At 66.4% G+C, this 19,014-nt stretch carries 15 protein-coding genes; 11 read left to right on the top strand and 4 right to left on the bottom strand.

Translation table 11 applies throughout. The features are described 5' to 3' along the window. The first annotated feature begins 128 nt into the window (after nucleotides 1-128). From ASC89_RS24545 to ASC89_RS24555, 3 genes are all read left to right on the top strand, one after another. Nucleotides 129-827, top strand: coding sequence for a GntR family transcriptional regulator (locus ASC89_RS24545; RefSeq protein WP_055885674.1), 699 nt, complete (start codon nucleotides 129-131; stop codon nucleotides 825-827). Nucleotides 828-1,007: 180 nt separating this feature from the next. Beyond that, a complete protein-coding gene (locus tag ASC89_RS24550) occupies nucleotides 1,008-1,805 on the top strand; it encodes a FadR/GntR family transcriptional regulator (protein ID WP_055885677.1) in 798 nt (265 codons plus the stop codon). A 21-nt stretch (nucleotides 1,806-1,826) separates the two neighbouring features. Then, nucleotides 1,827-2,915 carry a glycoside hydrolase family 88 protein gene (locus ASC89_RS24555; protein WP_055885681.1) on the top strand — a complete coding sequence of 363 codons (1,089 nt, stop codon included), beginning with the start codon at nucleotides 1,827-1,829 and terminating at the stop codon, nucleotides 2,913-2,915. A 158-nt stretch (nucleotides 2,916-3,073) separates the two neighbouring features. On the opposite strand, the gene ASC89_RS24560 is transcribed toward ASC89_RS24555, so the two are convergent. Continuing rightward, nucleotides 3,074-3,973 (bottom strand): SMP-30/gluconolactonase/LRE family protein, encoded by a 900-nt coding sequence (locus tag ASC89_RS24560; RefSeq protein WP_055885686.1) that lies wholly within the window; start codon nucleotides 3,971-3,973, stop codon nucleotides 3,074-3,076. Between the two features lie 12 nt (nucleotides 3,974-3,985). Further along, the gene (locus tag ASC89_RS24565; RefSeq protein WP_055885690.1) at nucleotides 3,986-4,759 is read right to left on the bottom strand and encodes an SDR family oxidoreductase; all 774 of its coding nucleotides are present in this window, start codon (nucleotides 4,757-4,759) and stop codon (nucleotides 3,986-3,988) included. Nucleotides 4,760-4,910: 151 nt separating this feature from the next. Here ASC89_RS24565 and ASC89_RS24570 point away from each other — a divergent pair, with 151 nt between their 5' ends. From ASC89_RS24570 to ASC89_RS24605, 8 genes are all read left to right on the top strand, one after another. After that, complete coding sequence (locus ASC89_RS24570) at nucleotides 4,911-5,891, top strand: substrate-binding domain-containing protein (RefSeq protein ID WP_055885694.1); 981 nt, start codon at nucleotides 4,911-4,913, stop codon at nucleotides 5,889-5,891. A 65-nt stretch (nucleotides 5,892-5,956) separates the two neighbouring features. Continuing rightward, complete coding sequence (locus tag ASC89_RS24575; protein WP_055885699.1) at nucleotides 5,957-7,456, top strand: sugar ABC transporter ATP-binding protein; 1,500 nt, start codon at nucleotides 5,957-5,959, stop codon at nucleotides 7,454-7,456. Between the two features lie 15 nt (nucleotides 7,457-7,471). Continuing rightward, on the top strand, nucleotides 7,472-8,527 hold the full coding sequence (locus ASC89_RS24580; RefSeq protein ID WP_056002920.1) for an ABC transporter permease: 1,056 nt from the start codon (nucleotides 7,472-7,474) through the stop codon (nucleotides 8,525-8,527). Between the two features lie 2 nt (nucleotides 8,528-8,529). Then, complete coding sequence (locus ASC89_RS24585) at nucleotides 8,530-9,411, top strand: hypothetical protein (RefSeq protein ID WP_056002924.1); 882 nt, start codon at nucleotides 8,530-8,532, stop codon at nucleotides 9,409-9,411. A 15-nt stretch (nucleotides 9,412-9,426) separates the two neighbouring features. Continuing rightward, nucleotides 9,427-10,215 carry an enoyl-CoA hydratase/isomerase family protein gene (locus tag ASC89_RS24590; protein WP_055885707.1) on the top strand — a complete coding sequence of 263 codons (789 nt, stop codon included), beginning with the start codon at nucleotides 9,427-9,429 and terminating at the stop codon, nucleotides 10,213-10,215. A 12-nt stretch (nucleotides 10,216-10,227) separates the two neighbouring features. Further along, the gene (locus tag ASC89_RS24595) at nucleotides 10,228-11,469 is read left to right on the top strand and encodes a CaiB/BaiF CoA-transferase family protein (protein WP_056002926.1); all 1,242 of its coding nucleotides are present in this window, start codon (nucleotides 10,228-10,230) and stop codon (nucleotides 11,467-11,469) included. Further along, nucleotides 11,469-12,236, top strand: coding sequence for a glucose 1-dehydrogenase (locus tag ASC89_RS24600; protein ID WP_056002929.1), 768 nt, complete (start codon nucleotides 11,469-11,471; stop codon nucleotides 12,234-12,236). Before ASC89_RS24595 ends, ASC89_RS24600 begins: the two co-directional genes overlap by 1 nt. Nucleotides 12,237-12,533: 297 nt before the next feature. Next, nucleotides 12,534-13,553: a hypothetical protein gene (locus tag ASC89_RS24605; protein ID WP_056002932.1), complete on the top strand. Its 1,020-nt coding sequence runs from the start codon at nucleotides 12,534-12,536 to the stop codon at nucleotides 13,551-13,553. Nucleotides 13,554-13,725: 172 nt separating this feature from the next. Here the strand turns inward: ASC89_RS24605 and ASC89_RS24610 are convergent, their stop codons facing one another. Together ASC89_RS24610 and ASC89_RS24615 are read right to left on the bottom strand one after the other, a co-directional pair. Next, nucleotides 13,726-16,362: a glycoside hydrolase family 38 C-terminal domain-containing protein gene (locus ASC89_RS24610; RefSeq protein ID WP_056002935.1), complete on the bottom strand. Its 2,637-nt coding sequence runs from the start codon at nucleotides 16,360-16,362 to the stop codon at nucleotides 13,726-13,728. A gap of 25 nt (nucleotides 16,363-16,387) precedes the next feature. Further along, complete coding sequence (locus ASC89_RS24615) at nucleotides 16,388-19,003, bottom strand: hypothetical protein (RefSeq protein ID WP_056002938.1); 2,616 nt, start codon at nucleotides 19,001-19,003, stop codon at nucleotides 16,388-16,390. Nucleotides 19,004-19,014: the final 11 nt, after the last annotated feature.

Genomic DNA, 19,014 nt, shown 5'->3' on the forward strand with positions numbered 1-19,014 from the left:
TGTGTTTTGGATCAGGCGGCGATGCGCGGCCCATCGGGAATGCGCTGGACCTCCCCGTCCTGCGCAACGTATAGGACGATGCAAGATCGTATCAAATGTGTCAACATCGTATACGATGTGAGGTTGCCATGCTCCAGGACAGTTCCGCCCCCCGCAAGCGCCGCGGCGATTCCGACCCCAAGACCGAGACCAGCTACCAGCGGGTCACCAATCTGCTGCGCAGCGAAATCCTCGCCGGCGATATCCCCCTCGGTGGTCGGCTGACCATGACGGCGATTGCCGACCGCTTCGGCGTCAGCGTGCAGCCGGTGCGCGAGGCGTTGCAGCAGCTCGAGGGCGAGGGGCTGGTGGAGATGATCCCCAATCACGGGGCGCGGGTTCGCCAGCTCGACCGCAACCGGCTGGTCCACTCCAGCGAGATCGGCGAGGCGCTTGAATGCTACCTCGCCCGGCAGTTCGCCGAGGAGGCGTCGCTGTCGTCGCTGCGCCAGCTCGAAGCCTTGCAGGTCGAACACGATGCAGCGATCGAGGCGATGGACTGGGCCCGCATCGACGCCGGCAATCGCGTCTTCCACCGCTTCATCAACACGCATGGCGGCAATCTCGAAGCGGCCGATCTCATCGCGCGTTATTATGGCCTCAGCGAAGGCCTGATGAACAAGCACGGTCGCGACAAGGCGTTCGCCGAGCGGGTGCGCGCCGAACACCACGCGCTGCTCGAAGCGTTCCGCCGCCGCGATCCGGAGGCCGCCGCCCGGATCAACGCGGAGCACGTGCGCGGCACCGTAGCCGCGGTGCTCGCGGCCTTCGAGACGACCCAGCGCTGAACGGCGGATAGTTGGGGGCAATGCTCACTTGGGTACCTCCCCCACATGCACCCTTGTCATCTCTCCGAGACTTTGTATGATAAACAGACATTCTTGCAAGCCCTCGTGATTCAGCAAAAGGGAGGTACAAGCGGGAGCACGGACTCGTGGTCCGGGGCGGCCAAAAGGACGGAGCAGTTCATGTCGGTAGTTTCGCGTCAGCCGGGCGGCACACGGGGCAACAGCCTCGGCGGCCTCATGCAGGTGCGCGGCATATTGGGGGGCATCGTCGCCGATCTCGGGCGGCGGGTGGTGGCGGGAGAATGGAAATCCGGCGAGACCCTGCCCACCGAGGCGGAACTGATGGCCGAGCTCCAGGTGGGCCGGTCGGTGGTCCGCGAGGCGATGCGCATCCTCAATGCCAAGGGCCTGGTGCGCAGCCGGCAGATGGAGGGCACGACAGTGATGCCGCGCGCCAACTGGCGGCTGCTCGACCCCGACCTGATCCAGTGGCGGATCGAAGCTGCCGACAAGAAGACGCTGCTGAAGGACCTGTTGCAGGTGCGCCTGGCGCTCGAGCCCGGCGTGGTCTGGATCGCCACCGCCACCGGATCGGACGAAGCCAAGGCGCGCATCCATGCCGCCTGGAAGGCCAAGACCGATGTCCTCACCGAGTCGTCGTCCCCGCAGGAACAACGCGACCATTTCATCACTCACGATCTCGAATTTCATCGCGCGTTCCTCGCAGCGGTTGGTTCGGAGATCCTCGAGCAGCTCTTTTCGGTGATCGAAGCGGCCCTGTCGCTGATGATCGACGGGCAGATGCAGGCGAGGGGTTCGACGACCACCCTGGTGGGGATGGAGGAGACCAACCAACTGCATCAGGACGTCTATGACGCCTTCGCCGCCGGGGATGCCGACAAGGCCGAGCGGGCGATGCGCTACCTGATCCAGCGCGCCATTATCGACGCCAACGAGGGCTTCGCGCTCAGCGAGTGACGGGCCCCGCAAAGGGACGACATGACAGAGCCGACAGGGGAGCAACGCCAGCTGTTCAAGCGGGTGGCGGAGCGGCTGCAACAACACGATTTCAAGGGCTGGTTCTACGGCGACTCGGTGGGTTTTGAAGGCCTGATCGCTGCCGGCGACATGCTCGGGGTAAAAACCTGGCAGGATTTCTCGCAAGGCTTCTTCCGCGCCTGGGCCACCCGCATGGAGCCGTTCCAGCTCGACGACAACACCGCGCCCGGCCACGCCATGTGCGAGATCGTCAGGCGCACCGACGACCAGGTGCTGTTCGCGGCGGTCAAGAAGCTTGCCGAACACCTCTATGCGCGCCGCCGCGTGCGCGGCGTCAGCATCACCTTCGAGGATACGCTGCGCGCCCTGCGCCAGCCCTATGGCGGGGTGCTCCTCTCAGCCGCGGACCAGCAGTTCATGCAGGACCCGGGTGCCGGCATCTGGCTCGACTGCATGCATTTCGATCCGCCGTTCTACGCGCATCTGGCAGCGATCGGCGGCGGCGGCGAGTGGTCGCAGCGCGCGGTCGACGAAATCCTCGGCTATTGCGACCTGCTGTTTGACCCCGAACTCGGCACCTACAACCACTACTGGCTGGAAAAGACCGAGCGCTCCTATATCCGCGGCTGGGGTCGCGGCCAGGGCTGGGCGCTGCTCGGGCTGCTCGACGTGGTCGAGCATGCCAGCGAGAGCTCTGGGAATTACGACGAAGTGGTGTGCCGCACGCAGAACCTGGCGCTGGCGATGCGCGACTGGCAGCTCGATGACGGCAACTGGTGGGCCATGGTGCACGAGCCGGCTTCCGGCCCGGAGTCGTCAACCGCCGCCTTCATGTCATGCGCGCTCTACCGGGGTATTCGGTTGGGCATTCTGCCGGCGGACGAGTTCCGGGCCGCGGCGGACAAGGCCTATGATGCGATGGTCAAGAACCTCGACGCCGAGGGTAACCTCCAGGGTGTCTCAGCGGCGGTCTATGCGGCGCTGGTGCAGCAGCATTACTGGCACGTGCCGCGCGGCTACATCGTGCCGTGGGGCCAGGGGCCGGTGCTGACCGCGGCATTGGCGCGGGTCAGGGTGGATGAGCGGTAGGCTGCTGGCAGACGGCCCCCTCCCATCCTCCCCCAAAAAGGGGGAGGTGCCGCACCGAGTGCCTGGCACTACCTAGCCACAAACTCGACTCTTCACCTTCCCCTTTATGGGGGAGGCCGGGAGGGGGCCGTCTCTATCAGTCGACTAGTCGTCCACCCTCACCCAAACTCCGGCGCCGCCATCCCCTTCACCCCGGGCCGGCAGACCAGCACGTTGCCCGACTCGGGCGCTGCCGCCAGCTCGGCCTCGGTCGCGCCATAGCTCGCCGTGGTGATGTACAAATCGCTGAGGTCCGGCCCCCCGAACGCGCAACTGGTGGGCTTGGCCACCGGCACCTCCAGCACCAGGTCGACGTCGCCGCGCGGCGTGAAGCGCACGACACAGCCGCCGTCCCAGCGGGCGTTCCACAGGCACCCTTCGGCATCGACGGTGGAGCCGTCCGGCACGCCGCGATCGAACCTGGCAAAGGGGCGCTTGTTGCTGATCACGCCGTCATCGAGGTCGAAATCATAGGCCGAGATTATCCCCGAGGCGGTGTCACAGAAGTACATGGTGCGGTTATCCGGGCTCCAGCACACGGTGTTGGAGATCCAGATACCGGTGTCGTGGGCGGTGAGCGTCAGGTCCGGATCGAGCCGGTAGAGGGTCCCCGCCGCTTCGAGCAGATCCATCCCGCCACCATTGGGCTGCAGGTTGTTCTGCATGGTGCCGAACCAGAAGCGGCCTTTCGCGTCGGTGCCGCCGTCGTTGGAGCGATTGTAAGGTTTGGCCGGGTCGGGATCGAGCAGGTGGGTCAGTTGCTTCGTGGTGAAATCGAAGCTCGAGATGCCGCTATGGGTGGCGACGATCAGCCCGCTGCCGTCGCGTCTGGCTCGGACGCTCATCACCATCTGCGGCATGGCGTAAGTGTCGCTCTTGCCGCTGGCCGGATCGTAGCAATGGAGCTTTGCCGGTTGCGGCACATCCACCCACCAGAGCTTTTGCCGCCGCGCATCCCAGAAGGCGCCCTCCCCCAGGAGGTCATGGCTTTCGACGGCAGTTGAAACCGAAATGGACACGAACGTTCCCCTCTATTCGTACATGCGGATGGTGACGCCGCCATCGATCACGATGTTGGCGCCGACAATGAAACGAGCCTCGTCGGAGGCGAGCATGGCAGCCACTGCCGCCACTTCGTCGGGCCGTCCGAGCCGCCCGACGGGCTGCTTCGCCTCGACCTTGCGGCGGGCATCGGGGTCCGGGTTCTCGGCGAACATCCGCTGGTTCAGCGGCGTATCGATATAGCCGGGCGAGATGGCGTTCACGGTGATGCCACGGTCGGCATATTCGAGCGCCAGCGACCGGGTCAGCCCCAGGAGGCCATGTTTGGCGATCGGATAGGGGAAGGTGTTGCGGATGATCTGGAACGAGTGGTTCGAGGCGATGTTGACGATGGCGCCGCTGCCCCGCGCCAGCATCGCCGGCAGCACGGCGCGGCAGCAGAACCAGGCGCCGTCGAGATCGACCGACATGCAGCGGGCCCAGTCGGCATCGGTGATCCCGAGCGGATCGCCGAACACCGCGATGCCGGCATTGTTCACGAGGATATCAGGGGCGCCGAGGGTCGCGGTGGTCTCCGCTACCATGGCCTCGACGCTGCTGGTATCGGCGACATCGCAGTGGATGTATCGCGCCCCTGTACCGGTCTCCGCCCGCAGCGCCGCAGCCGTCGCCTCGCCCAGCGCCGAGCTGATTTCGGCGACGGCCACATGCGCGCCTTCGGCTGCGAAACGGCGGGCAATGGCCTCGCCGATACCCTGACCGGCACCGGTGACAATGGCGACCCTGTCGCGCAAACGCTCCAAAACGATCCTCCCCAACTCGTCCACACCCGTCATTAGTGGGGCGCGTTGACTTTGTCAGATAAACAGATAAACATCCCAGTCGTCAACGGAGACCATCCCAATCAAAGGGCGGGCCCGTTCCGAGGATTTCACATCGGTCAGGGAGGACCAAATGACCAAAACGTCTCGCATGCTGGGGCATGCGATGCTGGCTGCCGGCATGTTCGGCATGGCTTTGAGCGGCGCTGCGCTGGCGCAGGAGAAGCTGATCGTCGGCATCTACAAGTCGGGGACGCAGCAATACTTCATCGATGAGGCCGCGGGCTTCACCAAGGCGGCGGAAGCGGCCGGCTACACCGCCAAGATCATCAATGTCGAACTCGACGCCAACCTCGCGATCAACGCCATCACCGATGCGATCGCCTCTGGCGCCAAAGGCATCGGCATCACCGCGCCGGACCAGGCGATCGGGCCGGCGGTGACCAAGGCTGCCGCCGATGCCGGCGTGCTGCTGGTCGCCACCGACGACTCGCTGAAAGACGGCGCCGGCAACGCGGTCCCCTATGTCGGCTTCGACGGCAAGGACATGGGCACCAAGGTCGGTGTCGCCGCCGGCGGGCTGCTGAAGGGTGCGGGCTGGCTCGAGGCCGGCAATTACGGCATCCTGTCGGTCGAAGTGCAGACCCTGTCGGTCTGCAACGACCGCACCAACGCCTCGCGCGATGAAGTGACCAAGGCCGGCGCCGATGCCGCCAGGATCTTCCCGGTGGCCTATGACGGCACCACCAATTCATCCCTCGAAGCCGCCGGCCCGGTGATCACCGCGCATCCGGATGTCGAGAAATGGGTGGTGTTCGCCTGCAACGACGAGGGCGCGCTGGGCGCCGTCAACGCACTGGCCAATGCCGGCTTCTCGCCCGACAACATCATCGCAGTGGGGCTGGGCGCCTACGAAGCCTGCCGGCCCTGGGCAGCGGGCCAGCCGTCGGGCTTCAAGGCGGCGCTTTATATCAGCGGCGTCGACGTGGGCGAAGCTGCAGCCAACGCGCTGATCAACGCCATCGAGAAGGGCGAGCCGCTGCCGCCGAACACGGTTGCCGCGACCTCGATCGTCGACCCGACCAACTACAAGGATGCGATGCCCTGCACCTGATGCAGCGCTGAACGCTCGGGCGGGCCACCTTGGTCCGCCCCCTTCCCCCACTGGTATCTCTCGTGATGACCGATACACCTGTTCTTGACATCCGCGGCGTCGGCAAGGCGTTTCCCAATGTCCGCGCCCTCAGCAATCTCAGCTTCGACGTCCGGCGCGGTGAGGTGATGGCGTTTGTCGGCGAGAACGGCGCCGGCAAATCCACCCTGCTCAAGATTCTCTCCGGCGATTACCGGCTCGACGAAGGCACCGTGCTGCTCGATGGGCAGGAAGTCAGCCATGCCAACCCACTGGCGGCGCGGCGCGCCGGCTTCCGCCTGGTGCGCCAGGAGCCCGAGATCGTCCCGCATGTCAGCGCGGCCGAGAATATCTTCGTCGGCGAGTTGCCGCAGCGCGGCGGGGTCGTCGACTTCAAGCAGTTGCGCGCCGAGGCCAAGGCGTTGCTGGTCGAATGCGGCTTCGACGGCCTGCTCGACCTCGACGCCCAGGGCGACAGCTTTTCACCGGCGCAGCGCCATATCGTCGAAATCGCCCGGGCGCTGAAGCCCGGCGTCAAGGTGATCGCCTTCGACGAGCCGACTTCCTCGCTCACCGCCGACGAGACCGAGCGGCTGTTCGCGCTGATCCGCAAGCTCAGAGCGCGCGGCCTCGCGGTGATCTACGTCACCCACCGCCTGCATGAGGTGATGGCGATCTCCGATCGTATCGTGATTCTGCGCGATGGGCGGCTGATCGGGGTCAAGGAAACCACGGCGACGACGCCGGACGACGTGGTGCGGATGATGGTCGGGCGTGACCTCTCCTATGGCTTCTCGCGCGCCGAGACGACGCGCGACGAGGTGGTGCTGGAGGTGCGCGGCCTCAAGAGCCGCTGGCACCGCGACATCAGTTTTCAGATCCGCGCCGGCGAGATTCTCGGCTTTGCCGGACTGGTCGGCGCAGGGCGGACCGAGCTCGCCAAGGTGATCTTCGGCGAGTACCACCGCAGCGCCGGCGAGATCCGCATTGCCGGCAAGCCCGCCCATATCCGCTCGCCCTCCGACGCCATCCGCGCCTCGATCGGCTTTGCGCCGGAAGACCGCAAGGGCGAGGGACTGATCCTTGTCCGCTCGGTGATGGAGAACGCCTCGATGGCGGTGTTCTCGTCGCTCGCCCGCTGGGGCGTGCTGCGCAACCGGATAATGGTCGAGACGGTCGAGCCGCTGATCAAGAGCCTCGAGATCAAGACGCCTTCGCTCGAGCAGGAAGTCGGCAAGCTCTCGGGGGGCAACCAGCAGAAGGTGGTGCTGGCCCGCTGGCTCGCCGCCAAGCCGAAGGTGCTGATCCTCGATGAGCCGACGCGCGCCGTCGATGTCGGGGCCAAGGCCGAAATCTACCGGCTGATCGACAGCCTCGCCCAATCCGGTATCGCCATCATGCTGATCTCGTCGGAAATGCCGGAGCTGCTGGCGCTCGCCGACCGCATCGTCGTCATGCATGGCGGCACAATTTCCACGCCGATCGAGAAGCACGACGCTTCCGAAGAGGTGATCCTCAACCACGCGCTCGGCCAGCGCGCCGCCTAAGCACCAGAGGGCGTAATGACCAACATGACCAACTCTTCCATCCAGCCGACCAGCAGCAGCAACCCGCTGAAAGCGATCACCCGCTTCGTCGGCGCCGAGAACCTGTCGCTGATCATCGCGCTGGTGCTGCTGGTGGCCCTGATCGCCTCACAGACGCCGTTCTTCTTTGCACCGCGCAATCTGATGAATATCGGCATGAACCTGAGCGTCGTCGGACTGCTCGGGGTTGGGATGACCATCGTCATCGTCTCGGGTGCGCTCGATATCTCGGTGGGCTCGATCGCCGGCGTCGCCTCGGTGGTCTCGGCCATGCTGGTGACCTATGTGGGCACGGTGCTGGGCGGTGTGGCAATGGGCGTCCTGGCCGGCGCCATCCTCGGCGTCGTCAACGCGGCGATCATCACCTACCTGAGGGTCAACGCAGTGGTCGCGACCCTTGCGACGCTCTCGGCCTATCGCGGACTGGCGTTCCTCATCGCCCCGGAAGGCCGGCCGATCGGCGTGCTGGACCAGAATTTCGCCTGGCTCGGTTCCGGCCGCATCCTCGAAGGCGGCGGCTTTCCAGGCGTTCCGGTGTCGCTGATCCTCCTCATCATCATCGCCGCCATCGGCCACTTCGTGATGAGCTCGACGGTGTTCGGCCGCTCGGTTTATTCGATGGGCGGTAACCCGGCGGCGGCGCGACTTGCCGGCATCAACCTCAACCGGATGAAGTTCTACATCTTCACCATCTCGGGCGCGCTGGCGGGTCTCGCCGGAGTGCTGGTGACAGCGCGCACCAGCTCGGGCCAGCCGGCCTCGGGCACGCAGGGGCTGGAGCTCGAAGCGATCACCGCGGTGTTCCTCGGCGGCGCGATCCTTGCCGGCGGCAAGGGCACCATCGTCGGCACCATGCTGGCCGTGGTGCTGCTCGCGACGCTGTCGAACGGCATGAACCTGCTGGGCATCCCGACCTTCTACCAGCTGGTCGCCAAGGGCTTCCTGCTGGTGGTGGCCGTGGCGATTGGGCAGTGGCGCATGGCGCGGGCCGAGAAGGCGCAGGCGCGTGCTGCCGCCGCGACGGGGAGCTGAGGATGAGCACAGTCCTCCTCGAAAACGACCGGATGCGCGTAGGGGTGGAGCCGGGTTACGGCGCCCGCGTCACCAGCCTCCTCGACAGGCAGAGTGGGCGCGAGTGGATCGCGCAGGGGCAGCCGAGTCCGAAGACCGGCGAAGACGCCGAGTATGCCGGTGACGAAGCGGTCGGCTGGGACGAGTGCTTCCCCACCGTCGCGCCGTGGGACGCCAGCCACGCTGCCTGGGGGCGGAAGCTGCGCGACCATGGCGACCTGTGGGGCCGGCCGTTCGCCGTGGAAGAGCAGACGCCGACGGCGCTGCGCCTCAACTACACCGACCCGCAGTTCCGCTTCACCCGCGAGCTGCGGCTCGACGGGGCGTCGCTGATCGCCCGTTACCGGGTGGAAAACCGCACCGACACATCGCTGCCCTATCTCTGGGCCCTGCACGGCCTGCTCGCCGTCACCGACGCCGACAGCATCGAACTGCCTGAGGTCGAGACGATATCGGCCACCTATCTGTCGATCGGCGACACGTTCCTGAGCGTGCCGCGGCTCGCCTGGTCGAAGCCGAACGGCGTGCTGCCGTTCACGCTCGACAAGGTGCAGCCGGCCGCCTCGGTGTTTGCCGGCAAGTTCTACGCCGCCGTGCCGGGTCGCACGGCCCGGGTCGGTCGGCCAGGGCAATGGCTCGAGCTTGCCTGGGACCAGAGCATCGAGCAGCTCGGCATCTGGCTGACCTATGGCGGCTGGCCGGGCCCCGGCGGCCACCACGAGATCGCGCTCGAGCCCACCAATGCCGCCGCCGATACGCTCGGCGAAGCCATCGACGCCGGCGCACCGCCGCTTGCCCCAGGCGAGCGGCGCGACTGGCGCGTCACCCTTTCCCTCACATCCTGAACACCGGACCCCGAGATGACCGAAGAACCGCACATCCTCTACAGCGTCGAAAACGGCGTCGCGCATATGCAGATGAACCGGCCGAAAAAGCTCAACGCCATCACGGCGGCGATGGGCGGCGAGTTCGTACGCATCTGCCGCGAAGTCGACTATCGCGACGACATCAAGGTGCTGGTGATTTCCGGCGCCGGCGAGCGCTCGTTCTCGGCCGGCAGCGATGTCGGGGCGCTCGACGACCTGGGCGAGCCGTGGGAGCAGCGTAACCGCGCCGAGTATGACCGCGACTATATCGCGCCGCTCCTGAAACTGCGGAAGCCGGCGATCGCGGCGATCGACGGTTATTGCCTCGGCGGCGGGCTGGAAGTGGCGATGAGCTGCGATATCCGCGTCGCCACCGAGCGCTCGAGCTTCGGGGCGCCGGAAGTGCGGCGCGGCTGGCATGCGGGTTCAGGCAACACCTCGATCCTGCCGCGGCTGATCGGCTATGGCAACGCGGCGCGCTGGGTGCTGACCGGCGACATCTTCCCCGCCGCCGAAGCGCATCGCGTCGGCTTCGTGCAGGACCTGGTCAGCGTCGAGGAACTGTGGCCGCGGGTGCACGCCATTGCCGACCGGCTGGCGAAGAACCCGCCGATCGCCGTGCAGTCAGCCAAGAACATCATCAAGCAGAGCCAGGGCACCTCGATCATGCAGGGGCTGGCCTGGGAGAATGACGGCTACACGCTGTGCATGGGCACCGAAGACGCGGCCGAGGGCATCAAGGCCTTTGCCGAAAAGCGCGACCCCGTGTTCCGCGGGCGCTGAGAGACCACTGACATGAACGAACACGCTCCCCGCAACCGTGGCCCGCTGACCGGCCTCAAGGTGCTCGATCTCACCATCGCGCTGGCCGGCCCGATGTGCACGCAGCGCATGGGCGAAATGGGCGCCGACATCATCAAGGTGGAAGCCCCGGGTGGCGGCGATTTCTCGCGCTACTCGACCATGGCGGGGGTCACCAAGTTCGGCGACGCCACCACCTTCATCACGCTCAACCGCAACAAGCGCTCGCTGATCCTCGACCTCAAGTCGGATGCCGGGCGCGAGGTGCTGTACCGCATGGTGAAGGATGCTGACGTGCTGGTGCAGAACTTCCGACCGCGCGTCGCCAGCAAGCTTGGCATCGACTTCGCGACGCTCAGCGCCATCAACCCGCGGCTCGTCTATGGCTCGATCAGCGGCTATGGCGAGGACGGGCCGATGAAGGATCGGCCGGGCCAGGACCTCTTGGTGCAGAGCTTTACCGGCCTCACCATGAATGCCGGCCGTGCCTCCGGGCTGCCACACGCCTCGCCGCTCTACATGGTCGATGTCTCGGCCTCGCACCTCCTCACCGAAGGGGTGCTGGCGGCACTGGTGGCGCGCGGCATCACCGGACGCGGGCAGGAGATCAAGGTTTCTATGGTCTCGGCGATAATGGAGATGCAGATCCAGGAGCTCACCTCCTACATGTCGACCGAGGCCCCGCCGACCCGTTCGGCGAGCCCGCAGGTATCGATCTGGATGGAGCCCCCCTACGGCATTTACGCCTGCACTGACGGCCACCTGGCGCTGGCGCAGGTCGATCTCAATGTGCTCGCCGAGGTGATCGGCGTGCCGGCGCTGAAGACGCTCAAGACGTCGCGCCCGAAGCAGACCGACAGCGCAGCGCTGATGCAGTGGCGCGACGACATCTACAATGCGGTGGCGGCAAAACTGGCGACCGATAGGGTGGCGCACTGGGATGAACTGCTCACCGAGCACGGGCTCTGGTGTGGCGTTGTCAACAATTACGAGCGGTTCCTCAGCCACCCGCAGACGCAGCGCTACCTGACCACCATGACGCACTCCAAGGGCGGCGAGTATCGCACCGTCGCGCCGGCCATCCGCTTTTCCGAGCAGCCGACCCCGGCACTGCGTGGCTCGCCGCGCTATGGCGAGCACAGCCGCGAGGTGCTGCTCGGCGCTGGCCTGTCGGTGGCCGAGGTGGATAAACTGTTCGCCGATCGCGTCGCGGTGGCGCAGCTGGAGGACGTGTGATGGCAGGCCGGCTCGACGGGGAACATGTGCTGGTCACCGGCGGCAGCCGCGGCATCGGCGCAGCCATCGTCGAGAAGGCGCTGACGGAAGGCGCCCGGGTCTCGATCATCGATATCGAAGAGCAGGCGGGGCGAGCCTTCGCTGCCTCGCTCGGCGCCGACGATCAGGTGTATTTCGGCCGCGGCGACATCCGGATGGCCGACGAAATCAAGGCGTTCCACACAGCGGCGGTGGCCAGGCTCGGGCCGGTAACCGGGCTGGTCAACAATGCCGGACGCAACTCCAACGCCGACCCGGTGACGATGACCGAGGCGCAGTGGGATGATGTGTTCTCGGTCGACCTGAAATCGGCGTGGCTCTGCGCTCGTGAGGTGCTGCCGGCAATGCTCGCGGCGAAGCGCGGTTCGATCGTCAACATCGCCTCGGTGCATGCCGACCACACCTTCCCGGGGTACTTTCCCTATGCCGCGGCGAAGTCCGGGCTGGTCGGTCTGACCCGCTCGCTGGCGCTGGAAGTCGGCCCGCAACAGGTCCGGGTCAACGCGCTGTCGCCGGGCTGGACCGAGACCCGGCTGGTGGCCGAGTATTTCGCGACGCAGCCTGCCGACATGCGGCAGCAGGTGCTCGACGTGCACCCGATGGGCCGCATCGCGACACCGATGGAAATCGCCAACTGCGCGGTGTTCCTGCTGTCTGATGAGGCAAGCTTCGTCACCGGCGCCAACTGGCGCGTCGATGGCGGCATGGGCGCGCGGTTCGCGGGGTAGTTTTCGCTGACCTAAAAGCTGGTTGAGCTCGGCTCCTGTCCGCCCCACCGGATGTCATCCCTGCGAAAGCAGGGACCCAATCATCCGTTTGCGCCGGCTGCGAGTTGGGTCCCTGCCTTCGCAGGGATGACATCGTGGGTGTGGTGATCGCGGTGGTTCAGCCCACCGGTGGCGTAACAGACGGGCGCCAACCATCTGAGCCGTGAGAGAGCCCAACCCGCTCAAAAACCTCGCCTCCCAGGTTGTCGCTCACCGCCCGATAGGCCACTGTCGGCGCAACAAAACGAGGGAGTGACGATGACCGAACTGGGTGAAACACGCTCGCTGGTCTGGGCGCATGGCGTGGTCAGCGTCGAGAGCCTGGGCGGGATGATCGGGCCGACGCTGTTCGTGCTGCCCGACGGCCGGCAGGTGGCGCCGTTCCAGGTGGCGCCATGGGCGAACGAGCCTGGTGGCGAGACCCTGCCCGGCATTTTGAAGCGGCTGCGCGGCGAGTGGCCCTGCGTGCCGTTCGGGGTCGACGGGGATCGCCCGGCACAGGGCGACTGGCCGGGGTCGGCGGCGCGCCCGACGGTCGATACCGACCCGCATGGCTTCAGCTCCAACCATGACTGGCAGTTCGAGGCCGCGGCTGATGGCAGCATTGGGCTGAGCATTGCCTATCTGGAGACCCATCCGATCAAGGCGCTGCACCGGCGTGTCACGCCCGATCCGACCACGACGGCATTGGACTTTGAATTGATCATCGAAGTGCGGGACGACTGCACCTTGCCGCTGGGCCTCCATCCCTCGTTCCGGCTGCCGAGCAAGGTCGGCGCCATGCACATCGAGGTGGGGGACGAGATCACCGGGGCGACCTTCCCCGGACCGGTCGATGACACCTCGATCTTCGAACAGGGCCGGTTCCAAACGCCGTGGCGCGATGTGGCGCTCAAGGACGGGACACGGCTCGATGTCGCCCAGGTGCCGCTGGCGCAGGCGACGGAGGAGATCCTGCAGCTGCTCGACATGCCCGGCACGGCATCGCTGTGGAACAGCGCCGAGGGCTATCGGGTGCGGCTCAGCTGGAACAAGGAGCACTATCCGAGCGCGCTGCTCTGGATGTCGAACCGCGGCCGGCAGATGGCGCCGTGGAACGGCCGGCATTTGGCGCTGGGGTTCGAGCCGATCTGTTCGGCTTTCGATCTGGGGCCGCAGATTTCGGCGGCGGACAATCCGATCTCGAGGCGAGGCACGAAGACGGCGCGGCGATTCAGCGCGGGCGAGCGGTTCATAACGCGTTATCGGATTGCGGTGGAGGCAGCGGAAGTGGTGTAGGGTATCGGAGCTGCGGCCCACCCCCACCCAGCTTCGCTACGGCTTCGCCTAGCTGCGCTACCCTCCCCACAAGGGGGAGGGAGACGAAAGAACCGAAGCTAGCAGTCGGATCTCCCTCCCCCTTGTGGGGAGGGATCAAGGGTGGGGGTGGCCACACGCTCCGGCCTGGCGATCACCCCTCCGGCGTAAACCGCACCAACACCGTCCTGATTTCCCGCGGCAGCACCTCCACCGTCAACGCCTTGCCCTGCAGTTCCAGCGCCGCACTCGGATGCTCGGTCGGGTCGGCACTGCGAGCCGCGGCCGGGTTGCCGGTGAAGGTGACGGTCTGGCTCGCCGGCTTGGCCGAGAGGTTCTGCAGGCGCAGCGCCACCCAGCCGCTGTCCTCGCCGGGCTTGGCAGTCACGAGCACCGGTGATTTCTCGTCGGTGCCGAAGAAGCTGTCGCTCAGCTTGCCCGTCGGCTTGATGTCGCGCATTGCGACCGGCGGGGTCGCGACTTCGGCGGCGAACTTCGCCGCGGCGGCTGCATCGGCCGGACCTTCATGCGTGATGAGGCGATAGCGCAGCGGGATGCGGCCGGATTGCGCCGACTTGAAGTTCACCAGCCAGTGGTTGTTGAGCGCCCAGCTCATGATGGTCGGGCCTTCGGGCTCGAGCGTGCGGTTCCACTTGCCGGTGGTGATGCCACCCAGATGCACCAGCGGTGCGTCGAGCGGCACCACCGTGACGCCGCGTTGCTTGTCGCTGACATCGACCCAGCGTCCCACCGGGTACCAGTCCTTGGCGGCGCCATCGAGCTGGTCGGTATTGGGCACGGCAGGGATGCCGTTGAGATCGAGCAAGAAATCCGGCTTGCCGAGGTTGAACGGGAAGGCGACGAACACCGCTTCGGCGTCGGCATGCTCGAGCTTGTCGATGCTCCAGTCGACGACGACGCATTTGGTATCGGCATCGAGCGCATAGACCACGGTCGCGGCGGAGACGCCGGGTGCTTCGATGTGGACAGTGATCGAGGCGCGGCCTTCGAAAAGCTTCGCCGCATCGAGCGTCACCTTGGTGGCGGTTTCGCGCTTCCAGGGCGTGTCCGTGTGGCCGGTGAAGAATTCCGGCTTGTCGAAGCTGATATCGGCGATGGCCAGCCGATCGTCGGGGGAATCGACGGTCTCGTAGACGTATTCGCCCGGGCCCCAGCCCTGGTACTGGCCAGCGAAGTCGTGGCCCTGCGCCTTGTCGAACAGCTCGGCAATGGCGCCGGTCTTGCCGTCGATGCGGATGCGATAGTGCCGGTTCTCGATGGTATCGCCATTGGCCTTGAGGTCGCCAGCGGGGACGCCCTGTTTGAGATCGAGGAAGGCATAGCCCATCGGCGGGACGGTGCCGGCGACGCGACGGATCTCGGGATAAGGACGCGGACCGCCCCAGGTGCTGCGGCGATTGAAGAAGGTATCGAGCATGCCGACCGGCGCAGCGCCGCCGCGCGGCTCGGGTTCCTCGACGATCACCTGGCGCTCCCAGGGCAGTGTGTTGAACACCAGCACTTCATCGATGCCTGAGGCCTTGAAGGCTTCCTTGGGATCGAGGTTGCCGAGGTTGAAGATGCCTTCCGGCCCCTTCGTACCGAGCGGCGCCGCCAGCGCATTGGCGGCCTTGGCGACGGTGCCGTGGCCTTCCATGGCGGCGGTGTAGGCGAAGCCGGCCTTGCGGTTCCACTGCGCCTGGCTGAACAGCGAATGCGGCGCTTCCACGGACGAGTAGGCGCCCCAGGTATGCTCGTCGAACAGCGTCATCGACTCGTAGATGTCGGCAGCCCGATCGGCATTCCACTCGCCCTGCCCCTTGCTGCGGCGCCAGGCCTCGAGCGCTTCGCCGATGCCGACGATCTCATGCGCGGCGCGGTTGACGCCGACTTCGAAGGCGGAGGAGCCGACGCCATCGGCCCAGTGGTCGGTCCAGTCGCCGCGCTGCGTGCCGATGACCTTGGCGTATTTGTCTTCGAGCAGTCGGCCGAAATCGGTGACGGTGATGAACTCCATGCGGACGTTCTTCCGCTCATCATTCCAGCGGCGGACGAAGTCCGGCATGCGGGCATCGGGCGGACCGTTATCGACGCGCACCGGGTGGGTGGATTCGCAGTAGAGGAAATCGAACGGATAGCTCGCGTCGTTCTCGAGCTCATCGATCCAGCGCGGCAGCAGGCGATCGACCAGGTCCCAATTGCCGAGCCCGGCCTGGCTGCGGCCGAACAGGTAATGGTAGCCGTTCCAGGCCAGCACCTGCTTGCCGCTCGGCCCTTCCCAGCGGAAGGCGCCGGGAAACGGCTTCGGCCGGGCGCCGCGGATCGGGTTGATGGCGGCGGTGTAGAACTTGATGCCGAGCTCGGCGAGCAGGTCGGCATAGAGCCAGCTCACGCCATTGACGTCGTCCTGCATGGCGGCTTCGACATTAAAGCCGAACTCGTCGCGCAACGCCCGCAGGGGGTAGAGCGAACGGTGCATCTGCTCGACATTGAGCAGCGGCGTCATGTTGTACTGCATGCTGGCGATGTCGATGCGGCCCTGCTCGTGCCAATGGCGGAAGCGGGCCACCTCGGCGGGGCTCGCCTGCCGGAGGTAGCGGAGGAACGGCCCGGTCGTCTCGACGGTCCAGCGGTACTGCGCTTCAGCCGGATAGCGGTCGGTTGCCTCGATCAGATCGAGCGCCTGGCCGACGAACTCGCCGTGCTGGCGCAATGCCAGCTCCTGATAATCGGTGAAGCCGATATCGGTATGGGCGTGGTTGCAGATGTAGATCGTCTTGATCTTGCTCACGGGGTTCCTCCTCCAGAGAGTAGATTTAGCTCAGGGCGATGCGGGTCCAGGCGCGCGGCGCGATGGTGAAGGCGACCGCGCCACCGGTCACCGGCAGGGCTTCGCCGGCGCCACCCGAGAGCGGCGTGCGGCTGGCCTTGCCGGGCTTGAAACTGCCGGCCCCGACCTTTGCTTGCACTTCGACATCACCGGGGTTGAGCACGGTGATCGCCACGCCGTTGCCGTCGGCTTCCAGCCGGGTGAGCAGGGCCGTGCCGAGGTCCAACGTCAGCAGGCTCGCCGCCGTGCTACGGACCGGTCCGCGTTCGGCGTAGGCGTGGGTCGCCAGCGGCTGGGCGTAGCTCAGCGCCGCCTGGGCCGAGGCGCCGAGCTCACGACGCGGCGCCGGCACCACCGTAAAGCGGTACTTGGTCTGGCCACCCTGGTCGGCCTGGAAATTGGTGCTCCAGTAGTTGTTGGTGAGCCAGGCAACCAGGCTCGGGCGTTCGCGGGTGACGCGGCCATCCGGATCGCCGAAGCGGCCGAACGTGTAACCGCCCACCTGCCAGAGCGGCGCATCCGGGCAGGCGACCGTCACCTCGGACTTGGCATCGCCGATGCGGATGAAGCGCTGCGCGGTGATGTAGTGCCGGCTGGCATAGGGCAGTTGCTCGTCGTCGAGCTTGGCGACGGCGCCGCCAGTCTCGTAATGGGCGTCCCAGCCCGCGGCGAGCGCCGTCGGCATGGGCAGGTAGATGGCGTGCGGTTCGACGAGCGGTTGCTTCTTGACCGTGGCCTCGACATGCAGCACCGGTTCATCACCGACGAGGCGGTAGAGCACGTCGACCTTGTCGCCATTGGGCAGCTCGAAGCTCTGGACAATGCGGGCATTGCCGCGCTCGACCGCCTCGCTGCTGCCGACCAGCTTGCCGTCGAAGCGCTCGGCCTGCCAGTCGCGATGCCAGGCGAGGTGCCAGTCAGGCGACTCGAGATCGGGCTGGCCGAACATGTCGGTACGGATGCCGGAGGCGACGCGCTCAAGCACCGGCACGCCGAACTTCAGATGCTCGGTGGCGCCGCCGGCATATTCGGTGCCGTCGAGCTTGAGCGAGGTCAGCCCGCCGGCAGCATCGAAAGTGACCACGAGGCGGCCGTTGGAGAGCACGCCATCCCTGGCCGAGAGCTTGCCATTGGGCATCACGGCGGCCTTGGCGGCCGGGATGGTGATGTAGCTCAGCGAGGGGATCTCGATCGGCGCGGTGTAATAGGCGCCATGCTCGGGCAGGTCGGAGGTCACCACGTCCTGGCGCTGGATGCGGTGCGACGAGGGACCGGTGGGAACCAGATCCTCGAGCCCGAAGCCGCGCTTGGGATCGGGCGCATCTGTCATCGGCGGCAGGTAAGGCAGCCGCACCGACTGCTTCACCGCAAAGCCGTGCGGGTTGTAGACCAGTAGCGTCGGCTCGTCGCCGCCGGCTTCGATGCCGAGGCGTTCGAGCCCATCGCGGCGCAGCATGCGGGCGACGCTGGCGCCTTCGGCGACGGTCGCGAGCTTCAGCAGCTGCTGGGTGCGGGTTTCGGGCGAGTATGGCTGGGTGATCGAGCGGTCGGCGCCCCAGGTGTGCTCGGCATAGAGCGCCAAACCCTTGCGGGCGACGTCGTGCAGCATGGCACGGCGGCGCGGCGCTTCGCTCGGGTGCCAGGCGTCGAGGCCGGTGGCGGCATCGAGATCGCGCTGGCCGCGCATCGCCTGGGCGGTTTCGTGCGCCGTGGAGCCGGCGCCGAAATTCCACCAGTCGGTCCAATCGCCGCGCAGCGTCTGCATCGTCTCGGCCGGCTGCTGGCGGACGCGGTCGAAGAACTCGCTGATCGTCCCGAGCCGGAGCTTGATGCCGCCGGTCGAGGCGTTGCCTTCATTGAAGTTACGGATGAAATCGGGCAGCGCCGCCTGCGGCGAGCCGTTGTCGTGGTAGCGGACATTGGTGATCTGCATCATCAGGAAGGGGTGCGGATAGCCGGTCGCCTCCCACTTTCTGGCCCAGCGCGGCACCCGGGCCCGGGCCTCTTCCATGTTGGTCGGAATCTGCAGGCTGCGATCCGAGGTCACGCCGTAGATGAAGCCGTTATAGGCGGTGATGCTGCGGCCGCCCGGCGCCTGCCAGTTGAAGGCGCGCGGCCAGGGCTTCAGCGCATGCCCATAGTGCTCGTTGATGGCCATCGAGATGCCGGTGATGCCATGGTCGAGCAGCGCATCGACCACACCCCAGGGCAGGCCGTTGACGTCGGTGTTCATCGCCGAGCGCACCGGGATGCCGAGCTCGCGGAAGAATTTCAGCGGCTTCAGCACATCGAGGACCATGGAATGGTCCATCAGCGGGGTCATGTGCCAACCCATGCCGGCGACTTCGATCTGCCCGCGCTTCACCGCGGCGAGGAAGCGGTCGCGGTCGGCATTCCCGGCGTGCACCCACCAATCCATGGTTCCGCCGGTGACCTCGCAGGTCCAGCGGAACTTGGCGTCGTCGGGGTAATCGGCCGTGCGCTCGGCGATATCGAGCGCCTCGTCGATGAAGCGGCGGTGCAGCTCCATCACCACCGGCTGCGGATGGGTGTAGCCGATGTCGGTATGGCTGTGATGGACGAAGAGGATTTCGTTGATCATGGGTGGCTCTG

The sequence above is a fragment of the Devosia sp. Root413D1 genome (genome assembly GCF_001425235.1).
GTDB lineage: Bacteria > Pseudomonadota > Alphaproteobacteria > Rhizobiales > Devosiaceae > Devosia_A.